A 19,419-nucleotide genomic window follows, 5' to 3' on the forward strand; every position below is an offset into this window, starting at 1 on the left:
ATGAAATGATATTAGTTACCGGCGCCACTGGATTTTTAGGAGCAGAATTAATAAATCAATTAACTGAGTCGGGTGTAAAGGTAAAAGCATTAAAACGCGAGCACTCTGTTATACCCCAATCAATAAGCAACAACGCAGATATTGAGTGGTTTGTTGCGGACATAAATGATATTTCTTCACTTGAGGATGCCTTTGAAAGTGTTGATCAGGTCTACCACTGCGCAGCATTGGTATCTTTTAATCCAAAGGATAAAACCCAATTGCTAAGGGTTAACATAGAAGGCACCAGCAACATTGTTAACCTTTGCGCAGAAAATAACGTAAGGTTGGTTCATGTGAGCTCTGTTGCCGCTTTAGGAAACGCCAAAAAAGGCGAACTGATTACCGAAAAAGATTTCTGGGAATATGATTCAAAAGCACATTCATACGCCATTTCTAAATACGAAGGTGAAATGGAAGTTTGGCGTGGAATAGCGGAGGGATTAGATGCGGTAATTGTAAATCCATCGGTAATTATTGGTGCCGGAGCAGGTTTTGAAGGTAGTGGTGCAATATTTAAGCTGGTAAAAGATGGCCTTTCTTATTATACCAGGGGTGCAACAGGAATTGTGGATGTTTATGATGTGGCAAAAAGCATGATTGCTTTAATGAACAGCAAAGAAAGCGGCGAGCGTTACACCATATCTTCTGAAAACTATCATTACCAGCAGTTTTTTGGAGAAATTGCAGAGGGTTTTAATGTAAAAGCGCCTGCCAAAGAAGCAAAACCATGGATGCTGGGCATTGCATGGAGAGCCGCAAAGCTGGCGTCTGTGTTTACAGGAAAACCCGCAGCATTAACAAGCGACGCAGCAAGAAGCAGCTTAAATCAAAGCTTATATAGCAACGAAAAAATAAAGCATACAATCGGAATACAATTTAAACCACTTAAGCAAAGCATTGAAGAAGTTTGCGAAGGGTTAAAGAATAACTAAAAATGAAGCAGAAAAATATTTACATTATTGATTTTGACAGCACCTTTACTCAGGTAGAGGCTTTAGATGAGCTGGCCCGCATCTCTCTTAAAAAGCATCCTGAGAAAGACGCTATTTTTCAGAAGATTGAAGACTACACCAACCTTGCGATGGAGGGAAAACTTTCCTTTGGTGAAAGTTTGGCTCAAAGGGTAAAACTTCTTGAAGCTAATGAAGATCACCTGAAACAACTGATTACGCATTTAAAGAAAAAAGTTTCTGCCTCTTTTTCACGTAATGCCGAATTCTTTAAAAAACATGCAGATGAAGTTTTGATCGTGTCCGGTGGTTTTAAAGAATTTATCACCCCGGTAGTAAGCAAGTTTCACATTAAAAAAGAAAACATCTACGCCAATACATTTGTAACTACCGGTGATGGAAAAATAATTGATTACGACCACTCGAACCCTTTAAGTGAAGAAGGTGGTAAGGTAAAATTGATGCAACAGCTAAACCTTGAAGGTGATCTTTACGGAATTGGTGATGGCTATTCTGATTTTCAGCTTCGCGAAAGTGGTCTGATAAAGAAATTCTATGCTTTTACTGAGAATATTTCTAGAGAAAGCATTGTTAAAAAAGCAGATCACATTACCCCTAGTTTTGACGAGTTTTTGTATGTAAACAATTTACCAAGAGCTATATCATATCCTAAAAACAGGATTCTGTGTTTGATTATTGGTGAGGCAGACCCCATGAGTATTGAATTACTGAAAAAGGATGGCTTTTCTGTTCGCCATAAAACTACTTTCGAAGAGAAATATGTAGCTGATGTACACATGATGTTGTTGGCAGATGGCGAAAAGATTGAGCTTGAGAAATTAAAAAGAGCAGTTAAGCTTAAAACCATTGGCTACCTTGGCAGCACAAAAAACAAGATTGATATTGCTACTTGTACTGAGCAGGGTGTTGTGGTTTTTGAAGATCCAAAACACAACCCACGTAATATCGATTTCATTCCAAAAAGGATGATTGATTTTATGAATACAGGTACCAGTTACCTTAGCAGTAATTTCCCGAACCTGCAATTGCCAAGAATCGAGAAATCGCACAGGTTAATACACATTCATAAAAACGTACCGGGTATTATGGCTAAAATAAACACTGTTTTTGCCAAGCACGACATCAATATTGTGGGTCAGTTTTTGATGACTAATCCTGAAATTGGGTATGTGATTACGGATATAAATGCACAGTACGACAAGCAGTTGTTTAAATCGTTAAAAAAGATTGAGCACACCATAAAATTCAGAGTTTTATATTAGAATGGAACTTACACCTCAGATAAAGGAAAAACTGGATAAACTGCAGGAAAAGTATGCAGCAATGGGCCAGGATATGTCGGCCTATTTGGATGGCTTGTTGTATGCTGATTTCTTAACCTATTGGGATTATATCCACCTGGATACTTTACTGAGCCTGCAAAACCCGAAAACGCCTTTCCCGGATGAAGAGATTTTTATCATGTACCATCAGATTACTGAGCTATATTTTAAACTTGCACTTCATGAATGCAAACAGATTGCGGATAATCAGGAGCTAACGGTTCAGTTTTTTACCGATCGGGTAAAACGCATTAATGCTTATTTTAATGCGTTGGTTACGTCGTTCGACGTGATGGTGAACGGCATGGATAAAGATCAGTTCCTGAAGTTCAGGATGTCGCTGTTACCTGCCAGTGGTTTTCAATCTGGTCAATACCGAATGATAGAGATTTGTGCAACTGATTTTATCAGGCTGGTTGACAAAAGCAAAAGAGAAGCGCTTGCAGATAAAAGCATTGAAGAGCAATTTGAATTCATTTACTGGAAGTTTGGAGCTACAGAACTCGCCAGCGGTAAACAAACCCTTACATTAAAGCAATTTATAAACAAGTATGCTGCGCAGTTCCTGCAATTGGTAAAAGACAGGAAAGGGACTAATTTTTCAGCCTTATACCATGAGCTGTTAAAAAAGGGCCATGATGTTTCTGCTTTGGCAGATGAGCTTAGAAAGCTTGATTTATATGTTAATGTAGAGTGGCCATTGTCTCATTATAAATCTGCGGTCAGGTATTTGGAAAGAGATCCAGTAGATATTGCTGCTACCGGCGGCACCAACTGGCAGAAGTATTTACCCCCGCGTTTTCAGAAAAGAATTTTCTATCCTTTCCTTTGGACTGAAGAACAAATGGAGGAATGGGGCAAGGGCTGGGTGCTTAGTGTATTGAAAACACTTAGAAATGAGGCATAAACATTGTTAAAATCCAAAATAATAAAGAATAAACAAGGCTTTTTTTTATTAAATTTGCAGTAATAAAATACAAGTCAAAATGAACGAGACATTGGATATAACAGTAACCAAGACTGAGCAGACCAGATTAACAGTAACAGATTTTTCTCAATTACCTTTCGGAAAGGTGTTTTCCGATCACATGTTTATTGCAGAATACGAAAATGGTGAGTGGACGAACCTACAGGTATTACCTTACGGTCCGATTCTTATGAGCCCTGCAATTTCCGCCCTTCACTACGGACAGGCAATTTTTGAAGGTATGAAAGCTTATCGTTTAGCTGACGGAAAAGTCAGTGTTTTCAGAGCAGAAAAAAACTTTGAGCGTTTTAACAAATCGGCAACACGTATGGCTATGCCAAGCATTCCTGAGGATATTTTTATGCAGGGAATTGCAGCGCTGATTGAGATTGACAACAAATGGGTCCCTAATCAGGATGGTTATTCTTTATACATTCGCCCGGTGATGTTTGCTACAGATCCTTATTTAGGTGTTAAAGCATCTGACAAGTATACTTTTGCTTTATTAACTACGCCAACAGGTCCGTATTACAGCAAAGCTTTAAAAGTTAAAATTGAAACTGAATATACTCGTGCAGATGAAGGTGGTGTAGGTTATGCTAAAACCGCTGGAAATTATGCTCGTTCTCTATATCCATTTGCAGAAGCTCAAAAAGAAGGCTTTGACCAGTTAATCTGGACAGATGCTGTTTCTCATGAGTTTATTGAGGAAGCAGGAACAGCTAACTTGATCTTCGTAATTGATGGCAAATTGGTAACTCCTTCGGTAAGAAGCACTGTTTTAGATGGCGTAACACGCGATACAATTATCAAACTTGCTAAAAAAGCAGGCATTGAAGTTGAAGAAAGACGCGTTAGTGTAAAAGAAGTAATAGAAGGAATTGAAAACGGCAGATTAACTGATGCTTTTGCAGCAGGAACTGCAGCAACCGTAACGCCAATTGGAGAAATCGGATACCAAGGCCAGGTTTATAAGTTAACTGATCCTTCAACACGTACAGTTTCAGCAGGTATTGCTAAAACATTGAATGATATTCGCTACGGATTAGCTCCTGATGAATTCGGTTGGAATTGGATCGTATAATTGAAGATTAGTACTTTTTAAAATTATATCGCGCCCTTTTTAAGGGCGTTTTTTTTATGCAATGGTCTTTTATACAATCGCCATGTTATCACGGTCTCGTCGAGGATGGCTGATTTAAGCAATCTGTCATGTCAGATATGGGTTTTTTGGAATATAAACCAATTGATAACCGCTATTCTTTAGCTCCATCAAAAGTGTTTCATCAGGTACCTCTTTAAAAACAATGGCAGACAAGACCTGGCTTGGAATAAGCCTGACTTTCACAAGTACATCGAGTAACTTCTTCTTTAGATACACCCTCAGGAAGTTGGGGTTCCTTAGCGTACATTCTATCTCATCTGCTCCCTTAAAGTAAAAATTGGGATTGATCTTTTTAAACGCTACCAGAGGTAAATTGAGCCCTGCGGAAAATTTCTCCATTTCACGTTCTGATATTTTATATACAAAATTCCCTACGGGCTCGTAGGAAAATCTATTCTTCCAAAGAAGATTTGCAAAATTATTTTTAAACGCAGATAATATATTCAAAAAGAAAAGCAGTCCTGCCATTTTGGAGACAGGATCCTGGGGTTCTATCACTACAATACCCTTTTTTGCTACCCTGATCATTTCGTATAAGGCGGCATATGGTCGTGGGAAATGGTGATATGCTTCCTTGCAAAGCAAGTAATCAAACTGATCATCGCCATAAGACAATTGTTCGGCATTTTGGGAGCTGAAGCTATCAATTATTCCTTCCTTTTGAGCGATATTCAAAAAATCTACATTCAAATCAGAGGCAGTGGCATTATTATTTTTTCCAAGTATATATTGCGCGTCAAAGCCGTATGCATCCCCTATAGTAAGCCATGTCTGATTTATATTTTTCAGCAATGGATCTAAGCACCCAAAAAATATATTCTGGAGCCATACGCCTAGATTATTTTTCTGCAGTACATTAGCATTCTTTTTTAGATAATCAACTTTGGACTGTTCTGTGGGGAATTGCAGGTTATACCACCCCCTGTGTCTATCATAACTTTCTTTGTTAAACATTTGCTGTGCCTCCATAGAATGATTACGCCCTTAAATGATAAAACGCTGGGAGAAAAATTTATTTATTATTTACCCAGCGTTTGCCTATCGGGATACGTTATACCTATAAGAAACTTATGTATATTCGACCTCTTAACCATTTAAATGAGCGCTCCCGCTAAAAAAACCATAAAGCTCATAAAAGGCTGTATGGCCAATGAACGCTCAGCGCAGGAGGGCTTGTATAAGCTGTTCTATGCGGACATGTTGCGGCTATGCATCAGGTATCTAAAAACAAATGATCTTGCAAAAGAGGCCCTAAACCAGGGATTCTTAAAAGTATTTCAGAACATTAACTCATTTAATGATGAGAAAGGAGAATTGGGTGCATGGATAGGAACAATCATGATCAGAACATGTATAGACCTAAACAGAAAGGAACTTAAGTTCATAACAGACATAGATGAAGCCGCGGTTACTGAGAATATATTTGTTTCACCTGCAGTACTAGATAAATTATATGCAGAAGACTTAATATCTATGATTAGGCTACTTCCTGATGCCTCTCAAATGGTTTTCAATTTATCAGTAATAGACGGCTATACCCACAAAGAGATTAGTGAACAACTAAACATTTCAGAAAGCACCTCCAGGTGGCATTTATCTGAAGGAAAAAAACAATTAAGAGGTTTACTTGCGCCCAAGGGAACAGGTAATGATTATCCAACTGAATCTAATAACAGAACAAGATGAAAAATTCAGTATGGCATTATAAATTTTGGAAGAAAAAGCTCAATGAGCTTCCCGTAGATATTGACCTGAATACGGCCTGGTCTGAAATGCAATCTATATTAGATAAAGACCTACCACTGGGTGACCTTCCTAAAGGCGGGACTCCGGTAAAAATATTTACCAGTAAAATAGTTTCTATGCTGGGTTATATACTACCTGCGGCTGCAATGATCATTGGAATAACTTATTTTACAATAAAATCTCCGAAAAAGGAGAAACCATCAATTACAAAACACATTAATAAGAATTCATTATTAAAAGTGCCAGATACTTTAAAGGATGCTGACAGTGTAAAAGATATTCTATCCTCTAATGTGACGATTGGGGCCAGCACTAATCAGGTCGTTGCATATGCTACTTCCAATGGAATAGATACTGATGAAGATCCGATATCATTCCAGAGCAGTTCCAACAACCCCGATAACACTGATATTATCAAAACACTACCTGCTCTTTCAAATCAGCAATTTTCACGTTCAATTGATCACGTAGAAATTTATTCAAATGCCCCAGGATCCATAATTCAAAATACAGAATTCTTTACTCTGAATACTCGGATGGCCAGTTTGAGTGCTTACAGAAAATGGAATGAAAAAGAAGAGATCCTTTACAAAAAGACCGGCAGCATGAAAAGCGTAAAGATTAAACAGAAAAAGGAAGTTTATACCCCTAGATACAATTATAGCGTTGAAGCAGGACTTAACGTTTATAAGTCGAACCAGAATATTTTCCTTGGTGCAAATGCTGCCTATGCAATAAATAGGCGCTTATTACTCAATACAGGGCTTAGGCTCAGTTTCGCTAATGCGTTGGAGGGGAGCTATACACACCCAAATTACAATTTAAAAGACTCGGCGTCAAAGGAGAACTTAATAATACTGGACCAAAGGAAATTAACAACGGCAGACATTCCGCTGGGATTAGAATATAAAATATCAAATAGAATTAGCATAAAGGCTGGTCCTGTTATTAGCTTACTATTAAGTAAAGGAGGAGAAGGTAGCAAGTTAAGCACAGTTAAAAATCCACTGGATACAATTTTCAACAGCAAAAAAATTAACGCCGCATTGAGCAGCTCTACTATAAATAAGCTTAACATCGGTTTCTCTGGCGGACTAAACATTCGCATCAAACAATTTAACATTGAGGCAGGCTATAGACAAAACTTAAAGCCTTATAAAGTGAGTAGTGATTTAGGTTCTTACAAAAAAGAGTTTAGAACATTTCAAATTGGGATAGGATATAACTTTAAATAGAAGATTTTTCGTAAAGTACTTATACTTTAGTAATTTCCACGGCGCTAAGGCGCGTTATAGAAATCAACAGTATCTACAGCATGAAAAAAATACTACTTACTTGTTTAGCGATGTCATTATTTATTATCAAATCAGAGGCTCAGCTCAAAAAACTTTCACAACAGCAAATCTTTGGCGGCCAGCCCTCACTTACTAAATCTATCAATATGGTAAACGGGTGGAGCGATGATCACCACTACATTGAGATGGACACCAAAGATCATAACTTATATGCAGTAGATGTTAAATCGGGCCAAAGAACACCTTATACCCCACCTCCAAAAAGCAATGTAAATCTATCTGTTAAAAACAATGATGTTTACATACAATACGGGCAGGATGAGGCAAAACGCCTAACCAATGATAAAGAAGAGGAGAAGAACCCAACGCTATCTCCTGATGGAAAACATGTAGCATTTACCCGAAATAATGACCTGTATTCAGTTGATGTTGAAACCGGGAAAGAGATCAGATATACAAATGACGGAACTGATGTAATTTATAATGGTTGGTCGTCATGGGTATATTACGAAGAGATTCTTGGCAGATCTACCAATTACAAAGCTTTCTGGTGGTCGCCTGATAGTAAGAATATTGCATTTATGCGTTTTGACGATACTAAGGTTCCTATGTTTCCAATTAATGGATCAACCGGGCAACATGGATATACGGAAAAAACACGTTATCCAAAGGCTGGTGATCCTAACCCGGAAGTAAAAGTAGGGTTTGTTCCGGTAACCGGAGGTTCTATTGTATGGGCCGACTTTAACGAAAAAGATGATCAATACTTCGGTACACCTTACTGGAGCTTTGATGGCAGTAACTTAATGGTACAATGGATGAACCGTGGACAGGATAACTTAAAATTTTATTCAGTAAACCCTACCAATGGATCTAAAAAAGAAATCTACGACGAGAAGCAGTCTTCGTGGGTAGATTTAGATTATGATGGGCGCATAGAATATCTTGAAGATAAAAAACACTATATCCTTAAAAGTGATAAAACCGGATGGGCACATTTCTATTTGTACACGTTAGATGGGAAACTGGTAAATCCACTAACCAGTGGTAAGTGGCAGGTTACTAATCTTGTTCATGTTGATGAGAAAAATAAGGTTGTTTACTTTATGGCACGTAAAGAAGCCTCTACCAGAACAGACTTTTACAGCGTAAGCTACAATGGTAAGAACTTGAAGCGATTGTCATTTGGTGAATATTCTCATCAGGTAATGATGTCGCCTAACGGTTCTTATTTCATTACCACTTATTCCAATGTTTCTACCCCTACTAAAAGAACATTATTAAACAATAAAGGGAAGATCATTAAAGAACTTGGCGACACTAAATCTGATGATTTTGCCCAGTTCAACTATGGTAAAACAGAGATGATTACTATCCCTACTGACGACGGCTATAATTTACCGGCTGTAATAACCTACCCTACTGATTTTGATCAGAATAAAAAGTATCCGGTAGTGATGAGTATATATGGCGGGCCAAATGCAGGTAATGTAACCAATACCTGGAAAGGAATTGGCGGACAATGGTGGGCAAATGAAGGCATTATACAGATTTCTGTAGATCACCGTGCATCAGGACAATTTGGCAAAGAGGGTGTCGCCCTAATGCACCGTAACCTGGGTAAGTGGGAAATGCAGGATTACACGACTGCTGCAAAATGGTTAAAAGCCAAATCTTGGGTTGACAACAAGAAACTACTGATTACAGGCCATAGCTATGGCGGTTACATGACTTGCCTTGCCCTTACTAAAGGAGCCGACGATTTTGATTTCGGATATGCGGGAGCCCCTGTTACCAGCTGGGAACTTTACGATTCTCATTATACAGAGCGTTTTATGGATACACCTAAAGAAAACCCAGAGGGTTATAAAAACGGTTCTGTTTTGACTTACGTTAACAACTATAAAGGATTACTAAAGATTATGCATGGCGATATGGACGACAATGTTCATATGCAGAATACGATACAACTTATAGATAAGCTTCAAAATGCGAACAAACATTTTGAATTGATGATCTATCCGGGTGGAAGACATGGCTGGGGAGGTGTAAAGTCTGCTCATGATAAGGCTGAGCGTTTCCGCTTTTACTACCAAAACCTATTGAACAAACCTGTACCAGAAGAGTTACTTAAATAGCGCTAAATATTTATCATCCCTAGTTATGAAAGCATTTAACCGTTTAATTGGAGCCGCATTGTTAATGTCTGCCTTTTCGGGTATGGCTCAAACTAAATCTGTTCCCATGGAAAAAGGCAGGACTTTGATGTGGAGTGATGAATTCAACTATAAAGGCCTCCCTGATTCTACAAAATGGGACTATGAGGAAGGTTTTGTAAGGAACCGGGAAAAACAATTCTATACACGTGCCAGATTAAAAAATTGCTATGTTAAACGTGGCAAACTAGTGATTAAATCTCTAAAGGAAAAATATAAGGATGCCGATTATACTTCGGCAAGTATTAACACCCTTGGGAAACAACATTTCGATGGAAATATCCGCGTAGAAATAAGGGCAAAGATCCCATCAGGAAAGGGCATATGGCCTGCCCTTTGGATGATGGGATCAAATATAAAGCAGGTGGGCTGGCCTAAATGTGTAGAGTTTGATATTATGGAGTTTGTAGGTCATACGCCCTCAACTATTCACGGAACCCTCCATTGGGCAGACAGCGGGTTAAAAGATCCTAATGGTCATAAGAGCAGCGGTGCCAACGTAAAGATGGATGATGTTCATAAAAAATACCATGTTTATGGCTTGGAACGTAAGGGTGATAGTGTAAAGGTTTTTATGGACGACAAGTATTATTTCAGCATGTCGGCTCCAGCAACGGCATATAAAGGTTCGTTTACCTCTCCACTATATCTTTTGATGAATACCGCCATTGGTGGCGAATGGGGTGGTGATATTGATGATTCTATATTCGCTCAAAAGTTCTATGTGGATTATGTCCGCGTTTACAAATTAGATTAGGATTATACCTTAAGTGCATGTCGCTTTAATTTAACATTAGTTTAATACAGTATGTTTTACTTTTAAAGGGTGAAAAAACTTACCTTAAATAGTATAACAATAGGTTTAATTTTGCTTTGTTATTCGTTGCCTGTTTCTGCGGTTTATAATCAAGCTCCAGGAAAAAGTGATATAGACACACAGATTAAGAAGGACCCAAACTCTGCCTTTATAAAAATAAAGGGGTTATTAAATACAGCATTAAAACAGAATGACCTGATCTCTGCTGCAAAATACTATCAATATTTTGGCGAGATCTTTTATCATCAGGCGGCTTATTCTCAGGCAGTAAATTATTTTTACAAAGCAGACCGCATATTCAGAAACCATAATGATCAGGCTAACCTGGCCGAAAACCTGAATAAAATTGGCGATGCGTACTATTACAGCAGGCAATATAGAACAGCGCTGACCAAATTTCAGGAAGCTTTAAATATCTTTACAAAGATAGGCAACCGGACAGGTATAGCAGAATGCTATGGACTTATTGGTCAAACTTATGAGAAAAGTAGTAAGTACGAAAGTGCCATGAAATATCAGCAACTGGCGCTTACGGCCTACAAAAAGGAAAAGGATCAAACCGGTATTGCAAAGATCTATGAGAACCTGGGCAGCATTTATGAAGATAAATTACACCTTGACTCCGCCCTTAAGTACTATTCTTTATCGCTAAAACTAAACGAGGCCGCAGCCAATGATCTTGCTCAAATAGAGATTGTAAATAACATCGGCGACGTTTACAGAAAAACGGGGAGGTACCCAGAGGCAATGACCTATACCCGAAAGGCTGAGCATATGGCTCTACTGCTAAATGATCAATATCAGCTTAGTAGTGCCTACAGAGACTTATCGAAAACATTTGATCTCGTTAAAAAATATGATAGCGCCTACCACTACAGCGAACTAAGCCGTAATATCTTCCTGAAGATCTATACAGCTGACAATAACAAGCAATTGGCCTTGTTACAGACCTTATTTGAAATACAACAAAAGGACGATGCAATTGTACGGTTTGAAAATGAACGAAAAGCGAATCAATATATCATTGTTGCTGTGATCATGATCATCCTATTATTGATTTTACTGGGCATAAGTATTATTAGCCGGCAGCGTCTGAAACTCCGAAATGAGCAAAAACTTAATGAGCAGAATAATATGCTTTATGAAATCCAGAAGAATGCTATAAAGGCCGAGCTGGAACTTAAAAGCAAAGAATTAACCAGCAATACACTCCATGTAATTCAAAGCAATCAGTTTCTGGAAGAGCTTAAGGAGGAAATATCTGACATGATAAAGGATGAAAAAAGAGATCAGAAAAGACAGCTACAGCAAGTGATGCAGAAAATAAATCAAAACGTTAATCATGACAGGCACTGGAAAGAGTTCTCTACTTTATTTGAACAAATTCACCAGGCCTTTTTTGATAACCTGAAAAAACATAGCGATGATTTAACGGCAAACGACATCCGTTTGGTTGCCCTTATAAAGATGAATTTAAGCTCAAAAGATATGGCTGTTATTTTTGGTATTTCTCAGGATAGTTTACGTGTTTCACGCTACCGTCTGCGTAAAAAACTAAATATCCCACAAGGAGAAAACCTGAGTTCTTTTATACAGACACTATAACAAAAACCACGATTTCCGGAGGCTTAACAAGCTGTTAACATAACGCTAACCAAATGATAATGGCGATTTAGGTTACAAGTAAACAGCTAATAATCAATTAATTAACTAAATTATGTTCACGCTGTATCCGTTCTGTATACATCATTTGTAACGCTGTATACATTTTGTACACGCCTCAAAGATAAAACTCCATCACCTGGTTTGCACATTTGCCTCACGGTTTAAAAAACACAACCACCACAAACAAATTTTCAGGAAAATGAAGTCAATTTTACAAGTTCTTTTTTGCTTATTAATTGGTATTGCCACCGCCAGTGCAACCAGTTTAAAAGGTTACGTTTTTGATCAGAAAACAGGTGAAGCTTTAGTAGGCGCATCAGTATATCTGGAAAATACTGACAAGGCAGTATTAACAGGGTTAGATGGCTCGTTTGAGATCAAACACCCACCCGCAGGAAACTTCACATTAAAAGTATCCTATCTGATGTATAAGGTTTTATCTAAACAGATTACAATACTTAAAGAGGATAATCCAACCATCAGGATTTATCTATCTGAAACGAAAGAGAAAGAATTAAATGAGGTAGTTATTTCGGCAAAAAATGATGGCTCGGCAGAGAAAACTGCAAGACGCATCGAGCAAAAATCTGCGCAGTTAATTAATGTTGTATCGGGCAAGGCGATGGAGATTTCTCCTGACTTGACTGTCGCGAATGTCATTCAACGTGTATCAGGGGTATCAGTAGAAAGGAGCAATAGTGGCGACGGACAGTATGCTATTCTTAGGGGGATGGACAAAAGATACAACTACACGCTGGTTAATGGAATTAAAATACCTAGTCCGGATAATAAATACCGTTACGTCCCTTTAGACATTTTTCCTTCAGAACTTTTGGACAGACTGGAGGTATACAAAACCTTAACTCCAAACCTTGAAGGCGATGCCATAGGTGGTGTGGTAAATATGGTAATGAAAGATGCACCGCAAAAACTACAGATCAATGCAAACCTTGCCGGAGGCTATAGTCAGCTATTTATAGATCGGGGCTTTAGTTCATTTGATGCCTCATCAATTCATAGTAAATCACCATACGAGATTAATGGGAAGGATTACAAAGCCACGCAGGTAGACTTCCCAAAAGGTACAGCAGATTATAAGTCGAGCCATCCTACCCCTAACCTTGTAGGTGGTTTATCTATAGGGCAACGGTTTCTTGATAATAAGCTAGGGATAATCATAGCAGGAAGTTATCAGAACACCTATCGTGGTAGCAACGGCACTTTCTACCGCTCATCGGCAGCCAACGCATCAAATAAGTTTGCAACCATAACAAGTATGAATGAGCGCCAGTATTCGGAACAACAGAAACGTTATGGTTTTCATGGTAAGCTGGATTATGCATTCAACGAAAATAATAAGCTAAGCCTTTATAATGCTTATGTGGATCTGAATAACATCCAGGTTAGAGACGAAAAATCTACAGATTTCTCTACCGGATACGAACCCGCAGCTGGAAAAGCACAACTGGAATATGCTACACGATCGAGAGTAACAGAACAGCAGATCTACAACAGTACACTTCATGGAGATCACCAGATCATTACAGATAAATTAAAGATCTCCTGGTCGGCCGTTTATTCGTCTGCCAAAAATGAAGTGCCAGATAACACGACCATTACCTTAAGTGGAAAACGCGAGAATTTTACTGACAGCCGTACTGTTGCAAAAACAAACGGTACAACGCATCGCTGGGAACGTAACACGGATGAAGACAAAGCCGGGTATCTTGACATTGGCTATAAAATTCCTGTTGGCGGACTGAAGATAGAATTTTCTGCAGGCGGATTATATCGCGACAAACAGCGCAGCAGCTTCTTTAACAATTACACTTTAACTCCCGTAAACACTGCAGCTAAATACGGGGTTGATTTCAACAATTATACTGAGATAGATTGGACCGTTCAAACTCCGGGCGGAGCGGTAAACAACCCCCTTACTTATGATGCTTCAGAGAAACTAGCTGCTGGTTATGGGATGTTTAACATCAGTAAGGATGCAGTTGAGGTAGTTGGAGGTTTACGCATTGAACATACAAATCAGAGCTACGCAATGCTGTTCCCGGCCGGAGAGCTTCGCCCGAAGGGGAATCAGGTTTATACCGATTTTCTTCCATCTGTAAATGTCAAGTATAAACTGAGTGGGAAGCAACAGTTAAGGGCATCGTACTTCCGCTCTTTAAACCGTCCGGGATTTTATGAACTTATTCCAGGAGGTGTGGTTCAGGATGATTACAAGGAAAAAGGAGATCCGGACCTTAAGCGTGCTATAGCTGATAATTTTGATTTGCGCTATGAACTATTTCCAAATAGTAATGATCAACTATTGGTTGGAACATTTTATAAAGCCATTAAAAACCCGATTGAATATAGCTTTCAGGCAGACCCTATCCGCCCTCAGGACACCTATTACCTACCGGGCAATTTCGGGACGGCAAGGAACTATGGTTTGGAAATTGACTACATCAAATTTATTAATCAGTTCGGTATAAAGGCAAACTATACCTATACCCATTCCAGAATTACAACACCAAAGGATTTGTTAACCATAGACCCTGAAACCAATGATTCCAAAAAAATCACTGTGCTGCAATCACGTCCGCTTTATGGACAATCGGAACATATCGCCAATCTTTCCCTTATCTATAAAAACACAAAAAGTGGATGGGATGCGCAGGTTGCCGGCTCCTATACAGGTCCGCGCATTAACACCGTATCACAGTTCCTGGATAATGACCTTTGGCAAAAAGGCTTTATCCAGATGGATGCATCGGCTGAGAAAAAATTCAAGAAAAACCTTAGCATATTCATAAAAGCAGGAAACCTGCTAAATACACCTTCGAAGCTATTTATTAAAGGTATTAATCCGACGAATGCAGATACGGGGAACCAGTTTGATGGTAAAACATTGATCCGAAACGATTATTACGAGCAAACGTATCTGTTAGGCTTACGCTATAAATTATAACTCAATCTTATTTATTATAAAAGAGAAAAAAATGAAAGCAAAACATTTGTTTATCTATCTGGCTATTTTAACCTCAGTTATTGCGGGATGCAAGAAGGCCAATATCGACGTGGATCCTGATACAGGAAACGGGACTGTTACCGGTGAGGTTTCGGGAATCTGGCTAAAAGGAAGCACACAATTTATTAAAGGCGACATCATTATTCCAGAGGGTAAATCTTTAACTATTGAGGAGGGTGTTACCATTATAATGGATACTGTTGCAAAGCCAGAGATTATTGTAAAAGGGAATTTATATGCGCAGGGAACATCCGATTTTCCAATAAAATTTACAGTTGAAGAGGAATTTAGAACTGAAGCAAAAAAGTTTGGCAAACTTTGGGGAGGTATTCTTGCTGCACCAAGCTGCGAAGAGTTGTTACTTGATCATACGATAATAGAATATGCAGGTGCAACGACTTCAGATGCTTCAACTTCGGTGAAGCAACATTTGTACAAGGCAGTGGCGGGTGAAAACTTGCCGGCACTTTGGTTTTCCAATGTAAACGGAAAACTAGTAGTAACAAATAGTATTTTTAGGAACCTGCAGGAGGACTGTACGTATATAGATGGCGGTAAAGTCATTTTTGCAAACAATTCTTTTTACACTACAGGAGTTACTGGTGGCGAGGCCATTAATTTGAAATCTGGGTGTCTGGCTGATGTTGCTTACAATTTAGTTTACAGTACCAACACTAATGCCTTAAAGTTATCAAACAGTGGCGACCGCACACCACAGGCTTACATTGTTGTTTACAACAATACTATGGTAAATACAGGATGGCGACGTCCTACAGCAAAGGGAGGATCTATCTGGGTAGAGGCAACGGTACGCGTAAGTGTTTATAACAATATGTTTGCAAATACTCGTTTTGGAATTAAAAGAGATACGAAAAAACCAGAAGATGACAGGTCTGTATTCGGGAACAATTACTATTATGGATTTAATCAGGTCACTGTAGATCAGTTCCAACCTACAAAAGAGATCATTGCAGGTACGAATGACATCATCAGCAAAACAGCCGGTGATAATGATCCTATGTTCTTAAATTACCCATTGAACACTCCGGTTGATAATGCAACTTTTAATACCACATGGGATTTCCATTTAAAACCAGGTTCTCCGGCTCTTGGAAAAGGTACAGCAAACTTTACCAGACATTATGCTTCAGGACTGGTTTTGAATGGGGTTACCTATAAATCACCTGAACCATCTGGCTACATTGGTGCATATGGCACAAACTAGTTTAATTAAGAAGTTACCACTTTAAAGAATAAGAAATATTAAATTAATACCTCATGAATAAATACACCCAGATAACTATATTCTCGGCAACGCTTATGTCGATCAGCATGGCCTGCACTCCACAAAAAGCAGATACTACTGAGACCGTAAAGCCTCTATACACTACAGAACCGGTACAATTTGACTCTGATGATCCGGCAATATGGATTAACCCGGTAGATTCTTCAAAGTCATTGATCATTGGAACTGACAAAGACGAAAATGGCGGTTTATATGTGTTTGATCTGAAAGGAAAGATCATTAAGGACAAGACTATAAAAGGATTAAAGCGCCCTAATAACGTTGATATCGCCTATGGCCTGGTGCTTGGGGGTAAAAAGACAGATATAGCAGTTACTACAGAGAGAATGACACACAAACTCCGCATCTATTCTCTACCTGATATGAAGCCCCTCGATAATGGTGGTGTTCCGGTGTATGAAGGTGAGAAAGGCGAGATGTACAGAGACCTGATGGGCATTGCGATGTACACCGGCCCAAAAGGAGAGATTTATGCCATTGCCGGTAGAAAAACAGGGCCTAAAGACGGTTCTTACTTATGGCAATATTTGCTGGAAGATGATGGCACAGGACACATCAAGGCAACCTTGAAGCGCAAATTTGGATACTACAGCGGCAAAAAAGAAATTGAGTCTATTGCAGTAGACAATGAGATGGGATACCTCTATTACTCAGATGAGCAGTTTGGCGTTCGCAAATATTATGCTGATCCGGCAAAAGGGAACAAAGAGCTGGCTTTATTTGCGAAAGAAGGTTTTAGGGAGGATAATGAGGGCATTAGTATCTATAAAACTACCGACACAACAGGTTACATCCTGGTATCAGATCAAAGTGCCAACCAGTTTAAAGTTTATAGCAGGGAAGGCGTTAAAAATAAGAACGACCACCAGCTCATTACAAGTATTAAGGTTTCAACCAACCAGAGTGATGGCTCAGACATTTACTCAAAACCACTTAATGATGATTTTAAGCACGGAATTTTTGTTGCAATGAGCGATAACAAAACATTTCAGTATTACAGGTGGGAAGATCTGGCAGGTAAACTATTAAAAGTAAACTAAAACTGGCGGGTTAAAAGCTACTCCTTTCTCGGGTAGCTTTTCTTTTTTGTCTGATGAGCCTGCGTTTTTCTCTGTCGGTTTTTATTTTTTCGAATTTTGCTATTTGTTCTTTTATCTTTTTTTCCTTTTGTGGAGTTACACCAACACTGTACTTTATCCCCTGAAAAAGTGTTTTCCAGATAAAACTAAAAAAGGAAGCTGTTTTTTCCCGCTCAAATTTTATTGATGCCGCTATAAGTACACCGTCTGTTTTAGGGTTATCTGAATTAATAATCATTGCATTTGCTAAAAAGGACATTAACCCCTGTTTAACTAAATGATCGCGCCCTTCTTCTTTTTTAAGCAGTGCTACAGAAAGGTCATTAAAAGCAAATTTGACTTTACCTGTTGCAAGGGTTTCATTTGCATCGATGTTAAACTCAAGTTTTTTAACGTGCCCGCTTTTCACCTCAACCATTCCTAACGGCTTTGTAATTCTATTAAGTACCCTTCCATCCATCTGGCCCAAAGTTCCTGAGTAAGAAAAAGCGCCATCATTTGCGGCAAGATTAAACTTAAAATTTACGTCCAACTTGCCCTGCCCCATCATGTAGCTCGTTAATTTAGCAAACATAAAGGGGTTTTTGTTTTTGATTTTTTCGGAGTTGGTTATGTTGGTTATGCTTCCTGAGGTTTTTTCAAAGGTGATTCTCCCCTTTTGTTTACTATCCCTATCGAACTCTGCATAGGTCAAATCTATATTACTTAAATTAAGCTGTTTAACGGTGAGTAACCCTTTAACCCTTTGCAATAGCTGATGAGGATATTTCCCTATTTTAATTTCGGTTCTTTTAGGAAGTTCATTATTATTAAAAACAGATACTGAACCGTTGTTTACATTCATCTCGGTAGCATACAATTCCTGCTTACGAACATACAAAGGCAGGTTAATGCCTTCTAAACTAATATCACTCATCTGAATATCAAACCTGTCTTTTGAAAAGCCTACCGCTTTTCCAAACTTCATTTCATCGTACCGAGGAACAACACTAAAACGCTTTATATTGAGCTTACCTGATGATGCCCTAAAATCTAACTGATTAAGATTGATATGATACAAGCTATCTGGCGTGGCGAAGGTGTAATTGTTTAAATTTATAACCACGTCTTTAAGCAAATAAAACCTGCTCGTATCTCTTACTGAGTTTTTATCGATTAACCAATTTTTTAGCGTGACATTTAGATTCTTAATGGAATCAACCTCTGGTTTGGCAACGTTTTTATTAACGTATTTAAAGCTGATATTTTTAAGGTCGATGGTTTTTACTTTGAGCTCCTTTACAAATTTAGAGATGTAGTCGTAAGGCGACTTATCAGGAAATGGCTTTTTGAGTTCATTAAATTCCAGTTGCTTATTTACCATTACAATTTCCGGATTGTCAAACAATAGGAGGTCAATTTTCACCTTCTTATATCGCAGCAGATCAATAGGATGAAAGTTCTTTATAACCAGCTCTTTTAACTGTATGTAATAGATGTTATTTGGTGCGTGTTTTAAACGAACCATCTTTTTCAGAATATTAGTATCCGGGATAATTTTAACGTCTGACAATGATGCTCTCCCCGTAATAAAATTTGTCCCCACATCAGAAAATTCTATGCTGTACAAGCTGTCCGTAGCATTTAAAACAAGATCTCTGACTTGTGCCTTAATTATCGGTTGAAACCTGGCGCTTAAATGTCTGGATGCAGCAACCAACAGTAAAATAAAGAAAAGCATAATCCCAGAAACCCATTTAAGCGTACTATAACTCTTTCGGACTTTTTTGATCATAGGCCTTAGTGGTTTAACCTAATATACGA

14 protein-coding genes are annotated in these 19,419 nt (G+C 38.5%); 12 read left to right on the plus strand and 2 right to left on the minus strand.

From position 1 onward, the window contains the following. Positions 1-5 precede the first annotated feature (5 nt). The 4 genes from AC6CH7_RS18955 to AC6CH7_RS18970 all read left to right on the plus strand — a co-directional run bounded on the left by AC6CH7_RS18955 (position 6) and on the right by AC6CH7_RS18970 (position 4,386). Positions 6-974: an NAD-dependent epimerase/dehydratase family protein gene (locus tag AC6CH7_RS18955; protein ID WP_498264221.1), complete on the plus strand. Its 969-nt coding sequence runs from the start codon at positions 6-8 to the stop codon at positions 972-974. Between the two features lie 2 nt (positions 975-976). Continuing rightward, positions 977-2,275: an HAD family hydrolase gene (locus AC6CH7_RS18960; RefSeq protein WP_498264222.1), complete on the plus strand. Its 1,299-nt coding sequence runs from the start codon at positions 977-979 to the stop codon at positions 2,273-2,275. 1 nt (position 2,276) lies between these two features. After that, entirely contained in the window at positions 2,277-3,242 is a 966-nt protein-coding gene (locus AC6CH7_RS18965; RefSeq protein ID WP_498264223.1) for a tryptophan 2,3-dioxygenase family protein, read from the plus strand. A 79-nt stretch (positions 3,243-3,321) separates the two neighbouring features. Further along, on the plus strand, positions 3,322-4,386 hold the full coding sequence (locus tag AC6CH7_RS18970; RefSeq protein WP_172661759.1) for a branched-chain amino acid aminotransferase: 1,065 nt from the start codon (positions 3,322-3,324) through the stop codon (positions 4,384-4,386). A gap of 126 nt (positions 4,387-4,512) precedes the next feature. Here the strand turns inward: AC6CH7_RS18970 and AC6CH7_RS18975 are convergent, their stop codons facing one another. Then, entirely contained in the window at positions 4,513-5,436 is a 924-nt protein-coding gene (locus AC6CH7_RS18975) for a class I SAM-dependent methyltransferase (RefSeq protein ID WP_498264224.1), read from the minus strand. Between the two features lie 129 nt (positions 5,437-5,565). Between AC6CH7_RS18975 and AC6CH7_RS18980 the strand changes: the two genes are divergently transcribed. The 8 genes from AC6CH7_RS18980 (at position 5,566) to AC6CH7_RS19015 (ending at position 17,577) form a co-directional block, all read left to right on the plus strand. After that, the gene (locus AC6CH7_RS18980) at positions 5,566-6,153 is read left to right on the plus strand and encodes an RNA polymerase sigma factor (protein WP_498264225.1); all 588 of its coding nucleotides are present in this window, start codon (positions 5,566-5,568) and stop codon (positions 6,151-6,153) included. Next, entirely contained in the window at positions 6,150-7,448 is a 1,299-nt protein-coding gene (locus tag AC6CH7_RS18985) for a hypothetical protein (protein WP_498264226.1), read from the plus strand. The genes AC6CH7_RS18980 and AC6CH7_RS18985 overlap by 4 nt, the downstream gene beginning before the upstream one ends. An 80-nt stretch (positions 7,449-7,528) precedes the next feature. Continuing rightward, positions 7,529-9,646: a S9 family peptidase gene (locus AC6CH7_RS18990; RefSeq protein WP_498264227.1), complete on the plus strand. Its 2,118-nt coding sequence runs from the start codon at positions 7,529-7,531 to the stop codon at positions 9,644-9,646. A gap of 25 nt (positions 9,647-9,671) precedes the next feature. Continuing rightward, the gene (locus tag AC6CH7_RS18995; RefSeq protein WP_498264228.1) at positions 9,672-10,481 is read left to right on the plus strand and encodes a glycoside hydrolase family 16 protein; all 810 of its coding nucleotides are present in this window, start codon (positions 9,672-9,674) and stop codon (positions 10,479-10,481) included. 69 nt (positions 10,482-10,550) lie between these two features. Beyond that, positions 10,551-12,146: a tetratricopeptide repeat protein gene (locus AC6CH7_RS19000; RefSeq protein WP_498264229.1), complete on the plus strand. Its 1,596-nt coding sequence runs from the start codon at positions 10,551-10,553 to the stop codon at positions 12,144-12,146. 259 nt (positions 12,147-12,405) lie between these two features. Beyond that, positions 12,406-15,171 carry a TonB-dependent receptor gene (locus tag AC6CH7_RS19005; RefSeq protein WP_498264230.1) on the plus strand — a complete coding sequence of 922 codons (2,766 nt, stop codon included), beginning with the start codon at positions 12,406-12,408 and terminating at the stop codon, positions 15,169-15,171. A gap of 31 nt (positions 15,172-15,202) precedes the next feature. Beyond that, the gene (locus AC6CH7_RS19010) at positions 15,203-16,456 is read left to right on the plus strand and encodes a right-handed parallel beta-helix repeat-containing protein (protein WP_498264231.1); all 1,254 of its coding nucleotides are present in this window, start codon (positions 15,203-15,205) and stop codon (positions 16,454-16,456) included. Between the two features lie 53 nt (positions 16,457-16,509). Then, positions 16,510-17,577, plus strand: a complete 1,068-nt coding sequence (locus AC6CH7_RS19015) for a phytase (RefSeq protein ID WP_498264232.1) — start codon at positions 16,510-16,512, stop codon at positions 17,575-17,577. Between the two features lie 10 nt (positions 17,578-17,587). Here the strand turns inward: AC6CH7_RS19015 and AC6CH7_RS19020 are convergent, their stop codons facing one another. Further along, complete coding sequence (locus AC6CH7_RS19020) at positions 17,588-19,390, minus strand: hypothetical protein (protein ID WP_498264233.1); 1,803 nt, start codon at positions 19,388-19,390, stop codon at positions 17,588-17,590. Between the last annotated feature and the right edge of the window lie 29 nt (positions 19,391-19,419).

The sequence above is a fragment of the Pedobacter sp. GQ55 genome, assembly GCF_059758925.1.